Below are 20,471 nucleotides of genomic sequence, written 5' to 3' on the forward strand. Positions count from 1 at the left end.
AAAAGAGGAAATATTATGTTTACTAAATCAACTATCGCAGCGATCGCCTTAACGTCTACCTTTGCATTTAGCTCACATGCATCAGCAGCCGAAGTGAACTTAGAGCAATTTGTTAGCGGCATGATGGTGAAAACCATAGAGACAACTAAAACTGAACTCCAGTATGGTATTCAAGAAGCAGTACTGACAGCTAGCAACATGTTTAGCATTAATAGTAATGAGCCTGTATATGCAAGCAAAGTCACTATCACTGATTTAAATGTAAAAGAAGAAGATAAAAACCAAGCAGAATAAGGAGATGATTATGTTCGACCATAACACTCTTATCACGCTCTTATTTGCACCAGTTGTCGCGTACATCGCGGGTGCTATTTTGTTTTCCGTCATCGTATCGTTGCAGGAAAACGTAGCTACATCTTCTAGCCTTAATAGCTCAAACTTAAACAGCGGTCACTCTTTGTAGTATTGATCGCTGTTGAAATGTTAAGGTTTAGCCAGCTTTGGCACAAACCGCGTTATTTTCTCCCATCCCCACTTTTTAATCGAATCCACTTTTATCCATTTGTGTAGTAATTCAGACAGCCAAGATAGTCCGATGTACATAATAAGAACAATACACAATCGTTTTGGCCAACCACTGGGAAATACGACCCGGACAATCGGTTCAAGAACGAAATAAAGCGGCATATGACCTATAAAAACAATAATGGTATTGCGCGAGAAGAATCGCACTATCCGACCGGCCTTAATACGACTGAATACAGCAATACTAAATAAGGTATTGGCTAGATATACTACTGAAACGATGCTTGAAGTGGTTAACGCGTTGATAAATTGAGAGCTAATTTCAATACTTTTAAAAGGGAAACGATTTGAAACGTCGAAATTATTAAGCGTAATAGCCCAAATTATGAGAAACCCCGCCCAACCTATAACCCTTACCATCAATCCACTTGAACTAGAATGATCCTTCTGTTGGCACATGTACATACCTAGCAAAAATAGAGTCAACCAGTTTGGTAATGACATGTAAGCAATAAAAATGGAATTATCGTTAATGAAGTAACTACGAAATACAATTTCGAAAATCAGGCTCAAAAAAAGCACTATTGGGGTAATCTTAATATGACGAAAAACAATGACCCAGAGAAGGATTATGTGTAAATAGGTGCCAATGAACCATGTTGTTGGATTCGCGGGAAAGAAATTAAATATGACGTTGATCCCCAAAAAAAGGGGAGCGTAATTACTTTCCGCTAAGTCCTGTATAGCAAAAAAGCTGATCATACTGATGAACAGCGCAATAATGCCCCCCCAAAAGAACATAGGGAATATTCTGTTATAACCCACTTGATAATGTGTACTATTAACTTTACCTAGCCCCCATCCCATAATAAAAACAAACATGGCCACACCTAATTGTTTAGGGTAGACAGGTTGGGTAAATTGATTAAACGGGTCGCCAAAAAAATGTCCAAATACAATTAAAAACATGCCTACTGCTTTCATCCAGTCTACAAAATCACTACGTACTTTATCCATCTGTAATCACACCTCAGGTTGAGACTTTAAAATTTCTTCGCTCACCTTTACTTTGGTGGTTGTATTATTAGAGCTCGGCTCGAAGCTTTTAACGAATCTTGCAGGATTGCCCGCAACAACAATGTTTGCTTTTACATTGGTATTAACGACAGCACCGGCGGCTACTAAAGAGCCTCTTCCTATATTGGCGAGTATGATGGCGCCCTCGCCGACCCAGACATTTTCTGCGATTTCGATTCGATTAATGTTGTCTTTCGAAAATGGCATCCACTCACCATTTTCCTCGTTACGCTGGTGTTGGGTGTTTCCGCTTAACAAACTGGAATGACTGCCTATTAAGCAGTTCTTTTTTAAATATGCAGAGCCTATTGAACAGTAAATTCCGGTGTAGACATTGTCTTCTATGACCGTGCCTCGGTGAGCGAAAATAGTGCCAAAACCAATATGACTATTAAGTGAACATTTCTCTAAGGTCAGTGAATAGAATGCTCTTCGCAAAAACACGCCTGGCAGCCCTGGTAATATTGAAACGATGTGCGTCCAAAATGCAAAAACGGCTTCAGAATGCGGGCTTAATTTGGTTTCTAACCAGCAAGTGATAGCCAGAGGTAAAACAACAAGTTGGCAAATACGATTTATAATTAATTTGATAGTGCTATACATGGTCAATATCCTTGTTAGGTCGTAATATCGTCATTGCGTATCAAATAATTACGATCGTTTACGCATCCTTTTAAAACGTGCATTGTGAGTATAGTTATCAATTAAAGTTATTTTTCTAGGGATTTTGTATTGCTGTAAGCTGGAAGAGCAATGTTTGCGCATTCTGACTTTGAATTCTGATAATGTTTCTTCCGTGTTCAGCTTCACCTCGATAGCGACGACCATTCCTGTTATCGCGTGAGGAATAGAATACACGGCGGCGTCCTCTACTCCCTCCATTTCCAAAACGACACTTTCGACTTCGGCGGGATAGACCTTCTCCCCACCTACGTTAATGATTTCACTCTGCCGGCCTAATATTTTTATCCACTCACCATCTTGCTCAACTTGGTCGCCAGTGTCTAAAAAGCCGTCTTCATCAAAGGGAGAGGGGGCATTAAGATAGCCTAGCATGGCTGATTCCGATTTTATCCAAAGACGTCCGTCTACGATTTTGGTCTCAAACTCAGCACCACCTACTTTTACCCACAGGGACTTCGAGTCTCGAGATTTTGAGCGTAAAATACCGACTTCAGACAAGCCATAGGTTTGCAGTAGTTTGGTCTCTGGAAACCTAGCAGTTATCGCTGCTAGAGTACTGTCAGGCATGGTTTCGGTGCCGTAAGTAATCAGTTTAAGTGAGCTAAGGTCAGCGTCATCAGCCGCGCCAGAGAGCAACAGCAAATTAATAAAGGTAGGCGAAGTAGGTAGTACTTCTACTTGATGTGTATCGATTGCTTCACACACAGATTCTGGGGTTCGTTTCGCAGGCACCACTGCCGTACCGCCATTTGCCAAAGTGTAAAGTAACGTATTCACGCCTCCAATATGATCAAACTGCAAAAAGGCTAGGGTGCGCATCATTTTTCGAGGGACGGTAAATTTATTGAGGAGCTGTGATAAATCATGAAATATTGCTTTGCTTTTCCCCGTTGAGCCAGAGGAAAATAATACCAAACCGGGTTGATTTCTTCCGCGAAGAACCTGGTATAGCTCGTGGTTTGGTTGATTATTGGTTCTAACTAACGTAACAGGGCCATCACCGAGAATAATATCGTACTGGTTTTGAGCGATATCACAGAAGCTATCAAAATGGGCCTTTGAGTCATTTGATAGCGGCACAATAATATTGCGATTATGCGTCAGTGCCAAAAACAGAGAGATGCTATCAGCGCTATAATCCGATTTGATACTAACGACTTCTCCCGGCTGTATTTGCTCTTCTTTTATCCACTTAAGCCAAGCATGATATTTGGTCAGTAATTCTGCATACGTAATAACATTGCTGCCAACTGCGACGGCTTGTTGGTTTTCGAGTTCTGCCATTTTGTCCAATAGAAATTGTACTGTCATGATATCCCTCCTAGATAAATGATCTGACCTGTAATCATTTTGCTCTGTGGCTTAATGAAAAAGTCGATTAAGTTAAGTACATCTTCCGGCTGCGCCATTTTCTGTATCGCTTGTTGCTTGACTAGGCGTGCTATTTTTTCTTCACCCACGCCGCGTATTAAGTCTGTGGCTATTGGCGAAGGTCCGATTGCGTTGCAGGTTATATTGAAGCTGCTTAGTTCTTTGGCGAGTACACGTGTTAATGATTCAACAGCACTTTTTGACGCGGCATAAGCCGCTTCTCCCTCTAGATTCATCGGCACAGCGACGGTACTCATATTGATGATCCGAGGGTTTGCTGATTTTCTGAGTAGACTGATTGCTTTTTGGCAGCACATAAAAGTACCCGCATAGTTCACGTCTATGGTCTCGCGCATATTTTTAAAAGGAGTCAGCGCGAACGCGTTCATACGTGCAACCCCCGCGTTATTAATTAACACGTCGATGTACTTGAACGACTTTCTTATTTGAATAAATAAATTGCTGACGTCTTCTTCGTTCGAAACATCTGCTTCAAAGTGATGATAATTCTTGTGTGAAAAAGCGCTCTGACCACGAGCGCATCCAAATACGATATTCCCTTGCGCTAATAAGTGTTCAACCATTGATAACCCGAGCCCACGACTCGCACCAGTAACAAGTATCTGTTGCATCGGGTTATTCCCCTGATAAAAGTTTATCGATATGCTCAACGAGAGAACTGACGTTTTTAAAAGGACTATTGGCGGCCGACATGGCGCGTTCGTCACTTAAAGAGACTTGAATATCTTGGTCGAGCAGCATGTCCTCAATATCGATGAGCAATGCGACTAGCCCCATAGAGTCTAGGTGACCTTGCTTACCAAAAAGAGCCGTCTCGGGTGATATGGGGACTTGGGCGTCGTCTTCGCGAGATTGATTTGTGAGTTCAAGTGCTGCAAAAACGAGTGATTGAATTTCGTCGTGGGTCATATGCTTATTCCTTAGCGTAAAGATAGCCATCGAACAGTTCTGGTTAATAAATAACCAGCTGCACTCATCATACGCGCAGAAAATATCAATCTGCAAACTCTAAATAGCCCTCTTTTAGAAAAAAACGTGTTTCCCAATCGTTAATTTCACTAACTGATTGGTCAAAATAACCACTTGTTCTTAAAGGTATGATTCTGCTCGATCGATACAAAAACAAATAAGCTATAAATTTCATGAGGTTAAGTATTATTCTTCATATGGCACAACACTTGTAACAGGCTAGTAAATAGATAACGGTTGGTTGCACAACATGTACAACCAATAAACCTAACCAAGTGGAGATTTATTATGGGTTTACTTTCAAGAATGTCAGATATCGTGCAATCAAACATTAATGCGTTATTAGATAAGGCTGAAGATCCAGAAAAAATGATCAAGCACCTCATTTTAGAGATGCAGGATACATTAGTTGAGGTACGTTCCGTTACCGCGACGGTGTTGGCTGATAAGAAGCAGATTGAGCGTCGTATCAGTAAACTTGAAATTGAAAGTGCGAATTGGCAGAGCAAAGCGCAGATCGCCTTACAAAAAGAGCGGGAAGATCTTGCTCGAGCAGCTCTAGGTGAAAAACAGCGAGTAGATCAAGCTTTAGATAGCCTGCATGAACAACTAAACGAAGTTCAAGAATCTGTCAATAAACTACAAAGCGATAGTAGCCAGTTAAATGACAAGCTACTTGAAGCGAAAGCGAAACAAAAAACCTTGCTGATAAGACAACGTACTCAAAGTTCACGCTTAAAGCTTAGACATTCAGATGCGTACAACAAAGTCGACACAGCTATCGTGAAGTTTGACCAATACGAGCGCCGTATCGATGACCTAGAAGCGCAAGTTGATGCATTTGACTTGGTCAGTGAAACAAAAGGCCTGAATGCTGAATTAGCCGAATTAGAAGCAAGCGAAGAAATAGAAAAACAGCTTGCTGAGCTGCGAAAAAAAGTCGCATAAGCACACAGAACCGATTGAGTAGTTAGAGGTGCCAGCAGAAACGGGAAGTGGCTCACCTCAAATTTGGAGAATGACATGAGAGATTACATAAATATAAACAGACTTCATAGAGATGCATTGCACGCCAAAATTTCAGGTGTATGCGCAGGATTAGCAAAACATTGGGATCAGCCGCGCTGGGCAATACGCGTTGCAGCAATTTTAAGCCTGCTTTTGTTACCGGTTCCCACCGCCGTTGCATATGGTATGGCAGTACTTTTATTGCCTACACGGCCATGAATGTTCTCAAGAACCTAGCGCTGGCAGTGTTAATTGCCATCTTAATAACTTACAGCCTTGGTTATGCCGCGTCAGATTTGCTCGATATTCGCCTGCAACTCGACAGTGATTTCGTAGAGCCGATAACGTCGTTAATTTTATTAGTTATTGTGGGTGTTGTATTAGTGATGATTGGATTCGCAGTTGCGCTTAGTGTTGTTGCAGCTATTGGGTTTACCATATTTGCTATATTGGGCGCACTGGTATTTGCAGGTTTGAGTAGTATCTGGCCAATATTGCTAGGTGCAATTATCATAATATGGCTGCTAAAAGACAAAAAAAGCAACGATAGTTACTCGTGATCATCGGTTGATTTTTCCCGTATAATCGTGGGGCATGGACGCCCATCTACTGGAATGGGTAGCATCTTGTTGAAATTTACTGAATAATTCTGTTTTCACTTAAACGGAAGAGTAGATGCCAGTGAATATAGTAAAATTAACGGCTATGGTTCTGATTTTTTTAACCAATGCTGCCTTTGCCGTAGTAGAAATTTCTGATGCTACAATAAGATTGTTACCGCCCAGTGTGCCTAATACATCTGCTTATTTTACCGTAACCAATACCAGTGATCAGGATGTTTCTTTAGTCGGAGGCTCAGCCGATATTGCTGAAAAAACAGAACTGCATAACCACATTATGCAAGGTGAAGTCATGCGCATGAAGAAACAAGATGCGGTTGTTATTCCCGCCGGAGAAACCGTTAAATTTGCGCCCGGAGGCCTACACATGATGATTTTCGGGTTGAAACAGCCTCTGAAAAAAGAGCAAATTATACCCTTAGCGTTAATCACAAAAGACGGTCAGCAAATCAATTTTAGCGCAGTTGTCGTATCCCCCAATCAACATCATCATCACTAGGAGGTGAGCATGCAAAAGTACCTAACCCCAAAATGGTTGCTGAGTATTGCAGCAATACTATTTTTAATTTTTTGGCTCATTGCTATTTATTGGAGCTTTGAACCCGCCCCGTTTAATCCTAAGCAGACAGCTCAAGAGTACGCCCAGCAACACAACGAAAAAATAGTCCCCGGATATACCTTGACGACGAGCTTGATTACCGTAACAGAAACCCTGCTGAATAAATCTGGTGGATACCTGTCTAATGATGTCATGCCGCCAGGGTTGTTTATGGATAATATGCCAAGTTGGGAGTTTGGTGCGCTAGAGATGACGCGAGACTTGGCTTTGTCTATGCGAAAAGATATTAGCCGCTCTCAGTCACAATCTAGCGAAAATCCATTTTTGACTGATGCGCAGCCAAAACTAAATATTGATCACCGCAGTTGGCTTTTACCTTCTGCTGAATCTCAGTATCAAGATGCTATCGATAAGCTGTATCAGTATCGCGCAAGTTTATCGACAAGCCGCCAAGGCACGGCGCAATTTTATGCTCGCGCCGATAACCTGCGTGATTGGGTAAAACAAGTTGAAAAAAGACTAGGCAATTTGTCGCAAAAATTAAGTGTCAGTGTAGGACAAGACAGGCTTGATACAAGCTTCGCGGGTGACAGTAGCGCAGGAAAAATCCCTGCTGAAGAACTACGTGAGCAAACCAGCTGGTTTCAGTTAGACAACAACTTTTATGAGGCTCGCGGCGCAAGTTGGGCATTAATTCATTTTTTAAAAGCGGTTGAAGTTGATTTCGCAGATGTATTAGACAAGAAGAATGCGCGAGTCAGCGTCCAGCAAATTATTCGTGAGCTTGAATCTACCCAAGAGTCTATTTTCAGCCCCATGATCTTAAATGGCAGTGGCTTTGGCATGTTAGCAAATCATTCGTTAGTGATGGCGAACTATATTTCCCGTGCGAATGCTGCTTTAATTGAACTTTCAGAACTATTAAATCAAGGATAACGAATGAACAAATCACTCTGTGCTGGTGCACTGGTATTGGCCTTTTCAAGTTTTTCAAGCCAAGCAGACACTCTTTTAGGCGTATATGCGGGAGCGCAAGCATGGGATATGGAAACATCCGGTGGGTTTTCTGATAGCAATAATAACGTTGATTTTAATTTTGAAGATGAAACCAAGGGTAGCTTCTATGTTGCGCTTGAGCACCCTGTGCCATTCGTACCAAATATTAAATTACAACGTACAGGGCTAGATACCAATGGGGAAACCGTGCTGTCATCTAGCATGACCTACGGTTCAGAGTTGTTTTCAGCGAACACCACGGTCAATACATCACTTGATTTAGTCAGCACTGATTATATTGCTTATTATGAATTGTTTGATAATGACCTAGTAAGTTTTGACTTAGGTATCAACGCTAAGCATGTTGACGGCGACATTTATGTAGAAGAACAAGGTGATGCTACACAGAATGCCTCACAAGACTTCTCTGGTTTTGTGCCAATGCTTTATTCTCGCGTCGCTGTAGGCGTACCTTTCACAGGGTTGGGCGCATATGTAGAAGGGAGTTTTTTAGCGTTCGACGATAACACCATTTCAGATTATCAAGCGGCGATCACATATGGTTTGCTCGATAATATCGCTATTGACGCTACAGTGCAGCTTGGCTACCGCCAGTTAAAGATGGAACTAGATGACTTAGATGGTATTTACACCGACTTTGAATTCAGTGGCGCGTTTGTTGGTGTTGAAGTACATTTTTAAGATATTTGGGCTGTAGCGCTTTGTTGACTTTTCGCTCAGTCCATTAAGTAATAAAAAATTAGTATTTATTCTTTCCGGTTATGAACATAGATCGCTAACCTAGTGCCATAGCATTCGAGGTTAGCGATATTATGTCATCAAATACACAGCAAAATTTAGGTTCTACTACCGCATTAAGTGATACCCAGTGGGCGCAGCTTAATCAATTGACGCCGTCACTCACACCATCGCAATTAGGTTGGTTAAGTGGTTATCTGGCTGGGCTAGCTCAGACTCAGGTTGGTGCAACGATCCCTCAAGCAAACCCAGTAGTTGGCGATGCAGCGGGTGTGGATAAATTCATTACCATTCTTTACGGCTCTCAAACGGGTAACGCTAAGGCATTGGCTCAAGGTTACAAAGCCAAGCTTGATTCAGCGGGCATTGCAGCCAAGTTGGTCAATATGGCTGACTACAAAGCGAAACAACTGAAGAATGAATCACACGTCGTGGTCATTGTCAGCACCCATGGTGAAGGGGATGCGCCAGATGATGCCATTGAGTTGCATGATTTTCTTTCAAGCAAAAAAGCCCCTAAATTACCTAATTTGAGCTTCTCAGTTTTAGGCCTAGGAGACAGCAGCTATGAATTTTTCTGCCAGACCGCCAAAGACTTTGACAAAAAGCTTAATGAATTAGGTGCAAAGCGTATTGCCGATCGCGTTGACTGTGATGTGGATTACGATGACGCCGCGGAAGCGTGGGGTGACCAAGTTTTAAATAAAGTTCAAGATGAGCTTAAAGCTAAAGGCAATTCACATGTGGTAGCCATGCCTCATATTGGCAAGCCCAGCTTGTCAGTAGCCACAGCTCAGTATTCTAAGAAAAACCCTTTTACAGCGAGTTTGTTAGAAAGCCAAAAAGTAACCGGCCGTGACTCAGTCAAGGACATCAGGCACATTGAAATTTCACTTGAAGACTCAGGCATTCAATATCGCCCGGGTGATGCATTAGGTGTTTGGTTCAAAAATGACCCTAGCATGGTAGACGAGTTACTTGACTTGCTTAGCGTTGAAGGTGAGGCTGACGTTACCATAAGCGGTGAAACTTTTGCTCTACGTGATGTACTGATTGAAAAGCGTGAGTTAACCCAGAGCTATCCGTCATTTACGACCGCGTATGCTGAGATTGCGAATAATCCTGAATTGAATGCCTTACTCGAAGACAAAGCAGGCTTACGGGCTTTTCTAGGCGAACGTCAAATCATTGATATTGTGCGCCAATATCCAGCAAAAGCAGATCCTCAAGCGTTGGTTGATATGCTGCGTGGTATGACTCCGCGTCTTTACTCGATTGCTTCGAGCCAAGCGGAAGTTGAAGACGAGGTGCATTTAACGGTGGCATTAGTTGAATACGATGCACATGGCCAGATTCATCAAGGTGGCGCGTCGAGTTACTTAGCTCAGCGCTTAGAAGAAGGCGGTGAAGTACAAGTTTTTGTTGAGAAGAATGACAACTTCCGTTTACCTGAAAGTTCAGATACCCCAGTCATCATGGTTGGGCCAGGCACCGGCATAGCCCCTTTTAGAGCATTCATGCAAGAACGTGAGGCGCAAGAGGCTGAGGGGAAAAACTGGTTGTTCTTTGGCAACCCAAATTACACTCAAGACTTTTTATATCAAACAGAGTGGCAGCGTTTCGTAAAAGACGGGGTGCTCAGCAAAGTTAGCTTGGCGTTTTCACGTGACCAAGAAGATAAAATATACGTTCAACATCGATTATTAGAGCAAGGTGCTGAAGTATTTGCATGGCTTGAACAGGGTGCGCATTTTTATGTGTGTGGTGATGCGAATCATATGGCTAAAGACGTGCATGCCGCACTTGTCGAAATCGTACAAAAGCACGGTGCTAAGAGCGCTGAAGCTGCCGAAGAATATTTAACTGCATTGCGCAGAGCAAAACGTTATCAGAAGGACGTTTATTAATGACGACAGACAATAAATTCGTTGTAGAGGGCAAGCTTGCCGACAACGAACGCCTTAAAGGTGAAAGCAATTTTTTACGTGGGACTATCGCTGAAGATTTAAAAGATGATTTAACCGGTGCCTTTGTGGGTGACAATTTCCAGTTAATTCGTTTTCACGGTATGTATCAACAAGACGACCGTGACTTGCGCGCCGAACGTGCTAAGCAAAAGCTTGAGCCATTACAAAATGTCATGTTACGTGCGCGTTTGCCAGGAGGCATTATTAAGCCTCAGCAATGGTTAGCAATTGATAAATTCGCCGAAGAAAAATCGCTGTACGGCAGTATTCGTTTGACGACGCGCCAAACATTTCAATTTCACGGTGTGCTTAAACCTAATATAAAATTGATGCATCAAACGCTTAATCAAGTCGGTATTGATTCAATTGCCACGGCCGGTGATGTTAATCGAAATGTGTTATGTACCTCAAATCCTATTGAGTCGGCTGTGCACCAAGAAGCCTATGAGTGGGCAACTAAAATCAGTGAACATTTACTGCCTAAAACGCGTGCTTATGCAGAAATATGGCTTGATGGCGAGAAAAAAGAAACTACAGATCACGAACCGATTTTAGGCTCGAACTACTTGCCGCGTAAATTTAAGACAACGGTGGCTATTCCTCCTTTAAACGATGTGGATGTGCACGCTAACGATCTTAACTTTATTGCCATTTCTAAAGATGGAAAGTTAGTCGGGTTCAATGTGTTAGTCGGTGGTGGTCTGGCTATGACCCACGGCGACCACGCTACATTCCCGCGTAAGGCAAGCGACTTTGGTTTTATTAAAGTGGAAGACACCTTAGCGATTGCTGAAGCAGTCGTTAGCACGCAGCGCGACTGGGGTAACCGAGTTAACCGTAAAAATGCAAAAACTAAATATACCCTTGAACGAGTAGGGGTAGAAAACTTTAAAGCCGAAGTCGAAAAGCGTTCAGGCGTAACGTTTGGTGAAAGTCAGGCATATGATTTTACTGAGCGTGGAGATCGTATTGGTTGGGTTGAAGGTATTGACGGTAAGCATCACTTAACCCTATTTATTGAAAATGGCCGAATTTTAGATTACCCAGGTAAGCCTTTGAAAACAGGCTGTGCTGAAATTGCCAAGATACACGACGGTGATTTCCGCTTAACGGCTAATCAAAACCTAATTGTGGCGGGCGTCAGCGAGCAGAACAAAGCGAAAGTTGAAGAAATAGCCAGAGCTCATGGTTTGATCGAAGACGAGCTGTCAGCCCAGCGCAAAGATTCTATGGCTTGTGTTGCTTTACCTACTTGTCCTTTGGCAATGGCTGAGGCTGAGCGCTATTTGCCTGAAGCCGTTACTCAGTTAGAGGGCATATTAGCGAAACACGACATTGCGCAAAAGAGCATTATTTATCGCGTTACCGGCTGCCCGAATGGTTGTGGTCGTTCTATGCTGGCTGAAATCGGTTTAGTGGGGAAAGGACCGGGCAAATACAATTTGCACTTAGGCGGAAACCGACAAGGCACGCGAATTCCGAAAATGTATAAAGAAAACATTGGCGAGCAGCAAATTATGGACGAGCTAGATGTATTGATCGGCCTGTGGGCAAAAGAAGCTCAAGGTGACGAATCATTTGGTGACTTTGTTATTCGCACAGGTGTTATCGCAGAAGTGGTGAATTCCGCTGAGGATTTTTATGCGTAATGTAACGTTGCAGTCGTCGCAAAATGCCGAGCCAAACGACGGTACACCTAAGATTTTAACGCAGGTTTCTTTAGAAGAGCTGAACCAGCAGTTGGAAGCGAAAAGTGCGGTTCAGCGCGTGACCTGGGCACTGGAAAACCTGGAGGCAACCTTTATGTTGTCTTCAAGTTTCGGTGCGCAAGCTGCAGTAATGTTACATATGTTGACTCAGCAATTCCCTGATATTCCAGTGGTATTGACGGATACAGGTTACTTATTCCCTGAAACCTATCAGTTTATTGATGAGCTAACTGAGCGCTTGAACCTCAACCTGCAAGTGTACCGAGCGCCCATGTCAGGCGCTTGGCAAGAAGCACGCTTCGGCAAATTGTGGGAAAACGGTGCCGACGGCATTGAGCAGTACAATAAGTTGAATAAAGTGCAGCCCATGCAGCAAGCGCTTGCTGAGTTAGACGTAAAAACTTGGTTCGCTGGGTTGCGCCGTAGTCAGTCAGAAATGCGTGAATCGCTATCAATATTGCAAAAATTGACGCGACAAATGAAGGTCTATCCTATCTTAGACTGGAGTAATAAAGACGTTCACTATTATTTAAAAGAGCATGACATGCCCTATCACCCATTATGGGAGCAAGGCTATGTATCGATCGGTGATTGGCACACTACGCGTTCCTTGCAAGAAGGTATGGACGAGAAAGACACTCGATTTTTTGGCTTAAAACGCGAATGTGGCTTGCATGAATTTGGTGATGGTGACGGTATTTAGTTGACGACAAATGCGTTGAGCAAAATATGTTTCAGCGCTTCTATATACTTTGCTTGCTTGTTTGCCCCCACCAAAGTAAAAAGCTCCGCCCCTGAGGTGGTAAACTTATAATATTTCAAAGTGGTACCAGGTTTTCTCGCAGTCAATTGGAAAACCTGGCCATTACTTCTCCATTCCACCACTGAATTAACTGGCCATGCACCTGATTCAATTTCAGTTTGGTGTATCAGCCCTAAATCCATCAACGAAAGCAAATCGGGATAGCTAAGGCCAAAGGTCGCAAGGTTGAGCTGCTGCTCTTTGCGCAACCTGAACATGGCAAGTATGGAAGGCTGCTGATAAAACCCTGTAAGTAATTTCGGCGTTGTGTCACCTTGTCGTCTACTCGACAAAGCGACTGCTCGGCGAAATGTTTGGGCATCTTTTTGTGTTAATTGCTTTAAAATGAGCAGTGTGCGAAGCGAGAAACTGCCGGGGCGGTTTGTTTCTACCGCGAAAATTTTTCCCCATAATTCCTGCATGGCCGGCGAATGTATCTCCTCTGCCATATTGGCAAAGTTATAAAACCAATCTGGGTCGAGACGCTCATTCTCCCCTTCATCAATACAGTATTTTAGTGCCTTTTCGAAAACACTTTCTATATTGTTTAGCTTACGTTGGGCTGCTATTTTCTGCCGCCTTTGTACTCTACTTTCTATGCTATTAGCACGCATACCTTGATAAGGCAGTGATACGCCAATTTGCGCAAACCATTGTGTCATCCGTGCCGCAGTGCCCTTGACATCTTGAGGCCCCTTGACTGGCGACTCCGCGCTGGAGCTAACCTCAGTCGAGGGCTTACTTTTGACCTTTTCAACAGGCACGGGGGTCGGTGTATTTTGATTGTCTATTTTCATAGGAAATTTATTCAAATATCTTATCTAGTAAATATTATTTACCATAGTATGCTTGTTCCTAGTAGCATGGCGTCTGGTAATATATTGAGCGAACTAATTTTGATTTAGTCAGGATTTAGCTAAACTTAAGAAATACTGCTGTAGTGGTCAGGTAAACTCAAGAGAAACGTAAACTAAATGTGTCCAATGGAATATGAGAATGACGAGCTAATTTTTCTCTCTGAGGAGAACACGGCTGACAACACTGAATTTGCAGGAAGCTGGAATATACTGGTGGTTGATGACGATGAGGAAATCCACTCGGTAACACGGCTGGCCCTTTCTGATTTAGTGCTTAATGACCGAAACTTGACCTTTTATCACGCCTATTCCAAGGCAGAAGCGCTTGAAGTTATTCAGTCCCTTGGCTCTACTTTAGCGATTATTCTGCTTGATGTCGTTATGGAAACTGACGATGCAGGTTTGCAAGTGGCCCAAACTATGCGAAATGAATTCAGGTTAACAGAGCCTAGAATCATTTTGCGTACAGGGCAACCTGGTTATGCACCTGAAGAAAGCGTAATCAAAGAATACGACATCAACGATTACAAGACGAAAACAGAGTTAACACGTAGCAAACTTGTCACAACCATTATCGCCTCATTACGCTCATACCAACAAATTCTAACGATCAATCAAAGTCGTATTGGTTTAGAAAAAATCATCCACTCGGCCGCAAATTTACTTGAAGAACACTCAATTAATCGATTTTGTGAAGGCGTGGTTACACAAATAAGCTCGCTTATCGGTCTGGACTCATCAGGAGTTGTATGCGCCAGAGCTGGATCAGTTATCGATAAAGATGAAAATGCCGTCTACGTTTTAGGTGCTGCAGGAGAGTTCGCAAGTTATATCAATAAAAAGATTGATAATCTGCACGATGAAAAAATAGTGCAATCGGTTAATGAATGCCTTCAACAACAGCGTCACATATACGGCGATAACTTCACCGTGCTTTATTTGAAAAGCTCTGAATATGACGCAGCCGTTTTCTTAAAAGTCGGTCAACAAATTTCCGAAGCCTATAAACAGCTGATCGAAGTGTTTTTAGCAAGCATTTCAGTAGGTTATGAAAACGTTAATTTATTCCACCAATTGCATACTGCTGCGTTTAAAGATTGGCTAACCAAGTTGCCAAATAGAATCGAATTTATTAACCGCCTAGACGATATCAGTAATGATTCAGAGCATGCTAATGATGTGGTTGCTTTGATTGATATTAATCATTTCGCCGACATCAATGACGGTCTAGGTCAGGATACTGGTAACGATACCTTATTGGCCTTAGCCCAACGTATTGAATCCACTTTTCCAAAAGCGGCAGCGCTGGGACGAATCGGCTCGGACGTATTCGCCGTTGTCGGCACAGAGCGAGAAGTCAATCCTGCTAGGCTTCAGGCTTTGTTTAATAACTCATTTGAGGCTGGCGACCATATGCTACCGCTTAGCGCGGCATTTGGCTTTTGTCGGTTTAATGGCAAAAAGAATACGGGTATCAATATACTTAAGCACGCCAACATAGCGTTAAATAGGGCGAAAAAAAGCCTAAAAACGAATTTTGAGTATTATGCCCCAGAAATGGAAGAGCAAACGACGTGGCGCTTAGAGATGATCCGTCAGTTGCGTACAGACTTCGCTGAGCGAAAATTACAATTGTGGTATCAGCCGCAAATTGACTTAGTTACTCAAGACATCATTGGAATGGAAGCGCTACTTCGTTGGCCGTCTTCTGATGGGGGATTCGTCTCCCCCGCGGTATTTGTGCCACTGGCTGAATACTCAGGCTTAATCATAGATATTGGCGCATGGGTTATGCAGGAGTCATGTGAAAAACTAAGGTTGCTAACAGAAGCAGGATTCGAAGGCTTGCGCATGGCAGTGAATATATCTATGCCTCAATTCCGTGACCCTGCGTTTATCAACTTAGTTAAGAAAGCAATAATAAACAATGATTTAGATCCTGAGTGTATTGAGTTGGAAATCACTGAAAGCATAGTAATGGATGAACCCCAACTCGTAGTTGAAGCGCTAAATGAACTGAAAGAGTTTGGCGTTAAGGTAGCGTTAGATGACTTCGGGACTGGTTTTTCTTCAATGAGCTATTTGCAACAACTCCCTCTTGATCGTTTGAAAGTCGATAGGGCGTTTGTCAATGAAATAAGCCCCAATAAGTCGGCTTTTATCGCTGAAACCATTGTTACTTTGGGGGCGAAGTTGGGACTTAGAACGATTGCTGAAGGTATTGAAAAGCCAGAACAAGCCAACTATTTACTCAAGCTTGGTTGCGATGAAGCGCAAGGCTTCATGTACGCTAAACCAATGCCATTTGATGAGTTGTTGACATTTATAGGGCAGCAGAAAGGGCCTAATCCCGGTAGATACTAGATAATTTTAGCGATGGCGTGCTGCATCGCTAGTACCACTTGCTGCTCAAACCAAGGGTTTTTCTTCAACCATATGTTATTCCGTGGAGACGGATGAGGCAAAACGAAAAACCTTGGTTGGTACGTTTGCCAATCTTTTACTCTTTCCGTCAAAGACCGCTTATCCTGCAAGTAATAGTTTTGAGCATACTGACCAATCAATAAAACATGTTTGATTTGCATGGAGCTAATGAGACGCTTGTGCCAAAGAGGTGCGCATTCTTTACGCGGTGGTTTGTCACCACTTGAAGCTTTTCCTGGATAACAAAATGCCATCGGCAGAATTGCAATATTGTCTGGATTGTAAAATTGCTGAACGTTTAGATTCAGCCATTTCCTCAGACGTTCGCCCGAAGCATCATTCCATGGTTTGTTCGTTTCGTGTGCTTTTATACCAGGAGCTTGACCTACGATAAGTATCTTTGAACGCTGATTTCCTTGAATGATTGGGCGAGGACTCAGGGGCAAATGGGCTTTGCATACATGGCATTTTCTAGCGTCGTCAAAGTCGGTGATTTAATATTCCTTCCAAAAAAGACAGTTTTGTCATATTATTGTCATAATCCTGTGGTTTAAGAATCGATTTGTTTCCACGTTGGATTGCGATGCTTAGCGCTTTGTTAAGCGAATTATCGAGGAAATCATTATGTTAAGAATCAAATCATTTATCATTGTAGGCATCTTAAGCGCATTCGGCGCGGCGTTAGCACAAGCTGAAACTCAGAACAACAGATTATTTGACTGCATGGAATCTACCACATTTGCTATTGACGGTTCATGTATCGCTAGCAAAATTCAACAAAATGTTAAGTTTCGTGAAATGCAATCTGATATCACTCAAAAAACGCAAGTGCAAGATGCTAATGCAATCGCGACAATACAATTTTTTGAGAAAGACATGCGTATCAACGTCATTGCCCACAAAGATGCACTAGCTGAATCAGAGCTATTGGTGCTTAACGTCGCTGAATAATAAGACTGTACTTGGTTAATTAAACACCTGAATCGTTCAATGTAGGCTCAAGTTCACATTGAACGGTTTTTTAGCTTTTAGACTTACTGTTTGGCTACGTAAGTTGTTTCAACACTTTAGTTATTTCACTTCTTTTTAAATCACTTTAACTCTCATACAAAAAAGCCCCCTTGTGGGAGCTTTGAAATACTAAGCCATTTGGTATTTTACTTGATACAGCTGCAGCCATTTTTGCTTTCGTAGCTCTAAATTGTATTTAAGTTCGCGGTATTTAAAATCTAGTTCTAGTTTCTCGTAATTACGCTTCAACTTATGTTTGCGAATTTCCATTAAGCGTTTTTTTGTGGCGTACATTTCGCCCATTTTGTGCAGGATTGCATCATATTCCTGCTGTAAACTATGCAGTATCTCTTCGGCATTAGGGAGCACAGATAACTTCTGTTGGGCGCGCTGCAATTGCATCGCCATCTTCGCTTTCTCAATGCGTTCTTCTGGACAGCGGCGTAAGTTTTTGGTCCAACCGATAAACGATAACCCTCGTATTAGCCATTTAGTTGGGTCAAACTGCCACCATTTAATGCCATTGCGGTAGTCATATTCAAATATGTGGTGGTAATTATGGTAACCCTCACCAAAGGTGAAAAAAGCTAAAATGTCATTATCGCGGGCTGTGTTTTTATCTGTATAAGGTTGACGTCCCCAAATATGGGCAAGAGAATTAATAAAAAACGTCACATGATGAACCACCACTAGGCGGAAAAAGCCAGCAAGCAACACCATGCCAAGCACGTCCCCATTCAACCAACCTAGTGCCATTGGGATGCCAAAGTTAGAGATTAGCATGATTGGAAGGTAGTACTTATGCTGCCATACAACGACCTTGTCTTTTTGAAGGTCTTTACAATTACTATAATCAGAATAGCGATGTATCTGATATTCGCGAAGCATCCAACCCATGTGTGAATACCAGAAGCCACGTTTGGCCGAATACGGGTCTTTATCGTTGTCGTCCACATGTCTGTGGTGGATCCTGTGATCAGAAACCCAATGTAATATGCTGTTTTGAAGGGCCATTGCTCCGCCAATAGCCAGCACGACTCTGACAAAGGTATTGGCTTCATAGGCTTTATGCGCCCACAGCCTGTGGTACCCAGCGGTGATAGACATTCCTGAGAAATAAATAAGAATAATACACGCAGCGATCTCTGCGCCGTCGAACCCTTGGGTTAGAGCAACGTAAGGCACAAGAAAGAGTGCGACTAGTCCAGTAATCACGAAGACTAAAACATTAGTGAGAATTAAACGGGGTTTTTCCATTACAAAAAGCAGTACTTTATTCAGCTTACACTTGTACGCTAATCTATCTAGCAAACGCGCATTTAGCAAGCTATTTCTTGTGCTGAACCTTATTACTTCGTGCTGATTCGCGTTAAATATGGATAATATAAAGGAATTAAAATTTAACAGGGGCGTAACGTGAGTCGTCAAGAACAAAAGCTTAAGACGAGACGAACCATTATAGATGCAGCTTTTAGTTTACTAGACGAGCAAAGAAGTTTGTCTAGCATCAGCTTGCGTGAAGTAGCTCGCGCAGCTGGCATCGCACCGACCTCATTTTATCGACATTTTAAAGACATTGACGAGCTTGGTTTGACATTGGTCGATGAGGCTGGCTTAAACCTAAGGCAATTGATGCGTCAAGCTCGATTGCGAATAGCCTCCGGAGGGGGAGTAATAAACACGTCAGTGGATACATTTATGGAGTTCATTTGCGCCCATAGCAATGTTTTCCGGTTGCTGCTTCGTGAACATACCGGGACGTCTCTGGCATTTCGTGCCGCTGTATTACGGGAAATTCAGCACTTTATTGTTGAGCTAACAGATTACACTATGAGCACAACAGGGTTGCCCTATCAGTATGCGAACTTACAAGCAGAAGCAATGGTTAAACTTGTCTTTAGTGCTGGCGCAGAAGCATTAGACTCAGGCGCCGAACAACAAGCAGTGTTGGCTCAGCGCGTTAAATTGCAGCTACGATTTATCGCTAATGGGGCCAAAGAGGCCGCAGGCGTTTAGCGCTTTTGCAAGTAAACTCCTGACTCCACATGATGTGTATATGGAAATTGATCAAACAGAGCAAATCGAACTACATTATGTGTTTCGCTCAATACTGCCAAGTTATTTTTGAGTGTCTCAGGGTTACACGAAATATACACAATGTTTTGATACCCTTTGATCATGTCTAGTGTGTCGTTATCAAGGCCAGATCGCGGAGGATCCACTAGGACTGTTTGGCAATCGTAATCCTGTAAATTGACACCCTCTAAACGCCTAAAGCTGCGTTCATTGTTTAGTGCTTGCACAAACTCTTCGCTCGACATCCTCAAGATAGTCACGTTTTCTATGTTATTTAAACGGATATTATCTTGCGCCGCAGCAACCGAAGATTTAGATATTTCGGTTGCTAATACTTGTCGAAAGTTTTGTGCCAGAGGAAGACTGAAATTCCCAGCACCACAATACAATTCAAGCAAATCGCCCTGGCAATCTTGGGTAACATCTAACGCCCACTCAAGCATCTTGCTGTTTACCCCAGCATTTGGTTGCGTGAAGCTATTTTCAATTTGTTTAAACGTGTACAGCCGACCATTCACTGGAAGCGCTTCTAGTACATAATCTTTGTCTAACAGCACTTTTTGCTTTTTCGCGCGGCCAATTATGTCGATTTTATATTCATCTCTTAACAATGCACGCAATGATTTTGCTTCTTTTAGCCATTCATCTTCTAAAGGTTTGTGATACACCAAGGTGACTAATATTTCATTGGTAAGCGTACTCAAGTAATCGATTTGGAACAGCTTTCTACGTAATACTTCATTCTTTTTGACTAATGCTAATAACTTCACCATCACTTCATTGATGACGATACTGGCAGGGGGAAACTGATTTACTGCATACTTTTGCTTTGTTGATTGGTCGAACATGACATGATCTAAGTTATCTCCGTCGTGCCACATCCTGAATTCGGCGCGCATCCTATAATTCAGAGGTGCTGATGAAAACGCCTCTAATGCTGGCATCGAAAATGTTTTGAAGGCCTGTTGCACGCTATTAACTTTTTGAGCGAGTTGTTGTTCATAGTCCGCAGGGTTAATTTCGGTTGGGCGCACGG

General features: G+C 42.6%; 22 protein-coding genes and 1 pseudogene. 14 read left to right on the top strand and 9 right to left on the bottom strand.

Annotation, left to right across the window (positions count from 1 at the left end):
• The first annotated feature begins 15 nt into the window (after positions 1–15).
• Entirely contained in the window at positions 16–294 is a 279-nt protein-coding gene (locus GMES_RS05825; protein ID WP_006991673.1) for a hypothetical protein, read from the top strand.
• Between the two features lie 10 nt (positions 295–304).
• Entirely contained in the window at positions 305–463 is a 159-nt protein-coding gene (locus GMES_RS22660) for a hypothetical protein (protein WP_162832577.1), read from the top strand.
• A 20-nt stretch (positions 464–483) separates the two neighbouring features.
• Here the strand turns inward: GMES_RS22660 and GMES_RS05830 are convergent, their stop codons facing one another.
• The 5 genes from GMES_RS05830 to GMES_RS05850 are packed head-to-tail and all read right to left on the bottom strand — an operon-like array spanning position 484 to position 4,587.
• Complete coding sequence (locus GMES_RS05830; RefSeq protein WP_006991674.1) at positions 484–1,542, bottom strand: acyltransferase family protein; 1,059 nt, start codon at positions 1,540–1,542, stop codon at positions 484–486.
• 6 nt (positions 1,543–1,548) lie between these two features.
• Complete coding sequence (locus tag GMES_RS05835) at positions 1,549–2,205, bottom strand: acyltransferase (RefSeq protein WP_006991675.1); 657 nt, start codon at positions 2,203–2,205, stop codon at positions 1,549–1,551.
• Positions 2,206–2,253: 48 nt separating this feature from the next.
• Complete coding sequence (locus GMES_RS05840; RefSeq protein WP_006991676.1) at positions 2,254–3,597, bottom strand: ANL family adenylate-forming protein; 1,344 nt, start codon at positions 3,595–3,597, stop codon at positions 2,254–2,256.
• Positions 3,594–4,289: an SDR family NAD(P)-dependent oxidoreductase gene (locus GMES_RS05845; protein WP_006991677.1), complete on the bottom strand. Its 696-nt coding sequence runs from the start codon at positions 4,287–4,289 to the stop codon at positions 3,594–3,596. The genes GMES_RS05840 and GMES_RS05845 overlap by 4 nt, the downstream gene beginning before the upstream one ends.
• A gap of 4 nt (positions 4,290–4,293) precedes the next feature.
• A complete protein-coding gene (locus GMES_RS05850) occupies positions 4,294–4,587 on the bottom strand; it encodes a hypothetical protein (protein ID WP_006991678.1) in 294 nt (97 codons plus the stop codon).
• Between the two features lie 348 nt (positions 4,588–4,935).
• On the opposite strand from GMES_RS05850, the gene pspA reads away from it, so the two are divergent.
• From pspA to GMES_RS05890, 9 genes and pseudogenes are all read left to right on the top strand, one after another.
• Positions 4,936–5,595 carry a phage shock protein PspA gene (gene pspA / locus GMES_RS05855; protein ID WP_006991680.1) on the top strand — a complete coding sequence of 220 codons (660 nt, stop codon included), beginning with the start codon at positions 4,936–4,938 and terminating at the stop codon, positions 5,593–5,595.
• 75 nt (positions 5,596–5,670) lie between these two features.
• A pseudogene (locus GMES_RS22155) lies at positions 5,671–5,805 on the top strand (PspC domain-containing protein); the annotation flags it as partial.
• Positions 5,757–6,215, top strand: coding sequence for a hypothetical protein (locus GMES_RS05860; protein ID WP_264367907.1), 459 nt, complete (start codon positions 5,757–5,759; stop codon positions 6,213–6,215). The pseudogene GMES_RS22155 and the gene GMES_RS05860, both read left to right, overlap by 49 nt.
• A gap of 115 nt (positions 6,216–6,330) precedes the next feature.
• Positions 6,331–6,774, top strand: a complete 444-nt coding sequence (locus GMES_RS05865) for a copper chaperone PCu(A)C (protein WP_006991683.1) — start codon at positions 6,331–6,333, stop codon at positions 6,772–6,774.
• A 9-nt stretch (positions 6,775–6,783) separates the two neighbouring features.
• Positions 6,784–7,770: a DUF2333 family protein gene (locus GMES_RS05870; protein WP_006991684.1), complete on the top strand. Its 987-nt coding sequence runs from the start codon at positions 6,784–6,786 to the stop codon at positions 7,768–7,770.
• A gap of 3 nt (positions 7,771–7,773) precedes the next feature.
• A complete protein-coding gene (locus tag GMES_RS05875; protein WP_006991685.1) occupies positions 7,774–8,532 on the top strand; it encodes a TIGR04219 family outer membrane beta-barrel protein in 759 nt (252 codons plus the stop codon).
• 131 nt (positions 8,533–8,663) lie between these two features.
• Positions 8,664–10,496 carry an assimilatory sulfite reductase (NADPH) flavoprotein subunit gene (locus tag GMES_RS05880; RefSeq protein WP_006991686.1) on the top strand — a complete coding sequence of 611 codons (1,833 nt, stop codon included), beginning with the start codon at positions 8,664–8,666 and terminating at the stop codon, positions 10,494–10,496.
• Entirely contained in the window at positions 10,496–12,205 is a 1,710-nt protein-coding gene (gene cysI, locus GMES_RS05885; protein ID WP_006991687.1) for an assimilatory sulfite reductase (NADPH) hemoprotein subunit, read from the top strand. Before GMES_RS05880 ends, cysI begins: the two co-directional genes overlap by 1 nt.
• Positions 12,198–12,968 (top strand): phosphoadenylyl-sulfate reductase, encoded by a 771-nt coding sequence (locus tag GMES_RS05890; RefSeq protein ID WP_006991688.1) that lies wholly within the window; start codon positions 12,198–12,200, stop codon positions 12,966–12,968. Before cysI ends, GMES_RS05890 begins: the two co-directional genes overlap by 8 nt.
• On the opposite strand, the gene GMES_RS05895 is transcribed toward GMES_RS05890, so the two are convergent.
• Entirely contained in the window at positions 12,965–13,864 is a 900-nt protein-coding gene (locus GMES_RS05895) for a TIGR03899 family protein (protein WP_033184846.1), read from the bottom strand. The two genes, GMES_RS05890 and GMES_RS05895, sit on opposite strands and share 4 nt — an antisense overlap.
• A gap of 177 nt (positions 13,865–14,041) precedes the next feature.
• On the opposite strand from GMES_RS05895, the gene GMES_RS05900 reads away from it, so the two are divergent.
• Positions 14,042–16,288, top strand: a complete 2,247-nt coding sequence (locus GMES_RS05900; RefSeq protein WP_033184845.1) for a bifunctional diguanylate cyclase/phosphodiesterase — start codon at positions 14,042–14,044, stop codon at positions 16,286–16,288.
• Here GMES_RS05900 and GMES_RS05905 read toward each other — a convergent pair.
• Entirely contained in the window at positions 16,285–16,794 is a 510-nt protein-coding gene (locus GMES_RS05905; RefSeq protein WP_083879583.1) for a uracil-DNA glycosylase family protein, read from the bottom strand. The two genes, GMES_RS05900 and GMES_RS05905, sit on opposite strands and share 4 nt — an antisense overlap.
• A 178-nt stretch (positions 16,795–16,972) precedes the next feature.
• Here GMES_RS05905 and GMES_RS05910 point away from each other — a divergent pair, with 178 nt between their 5' ends.
• Positions 16,973–17,299, top strand: a complete 327-nt coding sequence (locus GMES_RS05910; RefSeq protein WP_006991692.1) for a hypothetical protein — start codon at positions 16,973–16,975, stop codon at positions 17,297–17,299.
• Between the two features lie 189 nt (positions 17,300–17,488).
• Here GMES_RS05910 and GMES_RS05915 read toward each other — a convergent pair whose 3' ends face one another.
• Positions 17,489–18,616, bottom strand: a complete 1,128-nt coding sequence (locus GMES_RS05915) for an acyl-CoA desaturase (RefSeq protein WP_033185038.1) — start codon at positions 18,614–18,616, stop codon at positions 17,489–17,491.
• A 159-nt stretch (positions 18,617–18,775) separates the two neighbouring features.
• Here GMES_RS05915 and fabR point away from each other — a divergent pair, with 159 nt between their 5' ends.
• A complete protein-coding gene (fabR, locus tag GMES_RS05920) occupies positions 18,776–19,375 on the top strand; it encodes an HTH-type transcriptional repressor FabR (RefSeq protein WP_006991694.1) in 600 nt (199 codons plus the stop codon).
• Here fabR and trmA read toward each other — a convergent pair.
• On the bottom strand, positions 19,372–20,469 hold the full coding sequence (gene trmA / locus GMES_RS05925) for a tRNA (uridine(54)-C5)-methyltransferase TrmA (protein WP_006991695.1): 1,098 nt from the start codon (positions 20,467–20,469) through the stop codon (positions 19,372–19,374). The genes fabR and trmA overlap by 4 nt on opposite strands.
• Positions 20,470–20,471: the final 2 nt, after the last annotated feature.

The sequence above is a fragment of the Paraglaciecola mesophila KMM 241 genome (assembly GCF_000315015.1).
In the GTDB taxonomy this organism is placed as follows: Bacteria; Pseudomonadota; Gammaproteobacteria; order Enterobacterales; family Alteromonadaceae; genus Paraglaciecola; species Paraglaciecola mesophila.

Coding starts and splice junctions, on each gene's coding strand:
- GMES_RS05825 (WP_006991673.1), top strand. CDS start 16: ATGTTTACTAAATCAACTATCGCAGCGATCGCCTTAACGTCTACCTTT.
- GMES_RS22660 (WP_162832577.1), top strand. CDS start 305: ATGTTCGACCATAACACTCTTATCACGCTCTTATTTGCACCAGTTGTC.
- GMES_RS05830 (WP_006991674.1), bottom strand. CDS start 1,542: ATGGATAAAGTACGTAGTGATTTTGTAGACTGGATGAAAGCAGTAGGC.
- GMES_RS05835 (WP_006991675.1), bottom strand. CDS start 2,205: ATGTATAGCACTATCAAATTAATTATAAATCGTATTTGCCAACTTGTT.
- GMES_RS05840 (WP_006991676.1), bottom strand. CDS start 3,597: ATGACAGTACAATTTCTATTGGACAAAATGGCAGAACTCGAAAACCAA.
- GMES_RS05845 (WP_006991677.1), bottom strand. CDS start 4,289: ATGCAACAGATACTTGTTACTGGTGCGAGTCGTGGGCTCGGGTTATCA.
- GMES_RS05850 (WP_006991678.1), bottom strand. CDS start 4,587: ATGACCCACGACGAAATTCAATCACTCGTTTTTGCAGCACTTGAACTC.
- pspA (WP_006991680.1), top strand. CDS start 4,936: ATGGGTTTACTTTCAAGAATGTCAGATATCGTGCAATCAAACATTAAT.
- GMES_RS05865 (WP_006991683.1), top strand. CDS start 6,331: ATGCCAGTGAATATAGTAAAATTAACGGCTATGGTTCTGATTTTTTTA.
- GMES_RS05870 (WP_006991684.1), top strand. CDS start 6,784: ATGCAAAAGTACCTAACCCCAAAATGGTTGCTGAGTATTGCAGCAATA.
- GMES_RS05875 (WP_006991685.1), top strand. CDS start 7,774: ATGAACAAATCACTCTGTGCTGGTGCACTGGTATTGGCCTTTTCAAGT.
- GMES_RS05880 (WP_006991686.1), top strand. CDS start 8,664: ATGTCATCAAATACACAGCAAAATTTAGGTTCTACTACCGCATTAAGT.
- cysI (WP_006991687.1), top strand. CDS start 10,496: ATGACGACAGACAATAAATTCGTTGTAGAGGGCAAGCTTGCCGACAAC.
- GMES_RS05890 (WP_006991688.1), top strand. CDS start 12,198: ATGCGTAATGTAACGTTGCAGTCGTCGCAAAATGCCGAGCCAAACGAC.
- GMES_RS05895 (WP_033184846.1), bottom strand. CDS start 13,864: ATGAAAATAGACAATCAAAATACACCGACCCCCGTGCCTGTTGAAAAG.
- GMES_RS05900 (WP_033184845.1), top strand. CDS start 14,042: ATGTGTCCAATGGAATATGAGAATGACGAGCTAATTTTTCTCTCTGAG.
- GMES_RS05910 (WP_006991692.1), top strand. CDS start 16,973: ATGTTAAGAATCAAATCATTTATCATTGTAGGCATCTTAAGCGCATTC.
- GMES_RS05915 (WP_033185038.1), bottom strand. CDS start 18,616: ATGGAAAAACCCCGTTTAATTCTCACTAATGTTTTAGTCTTCGTGATT.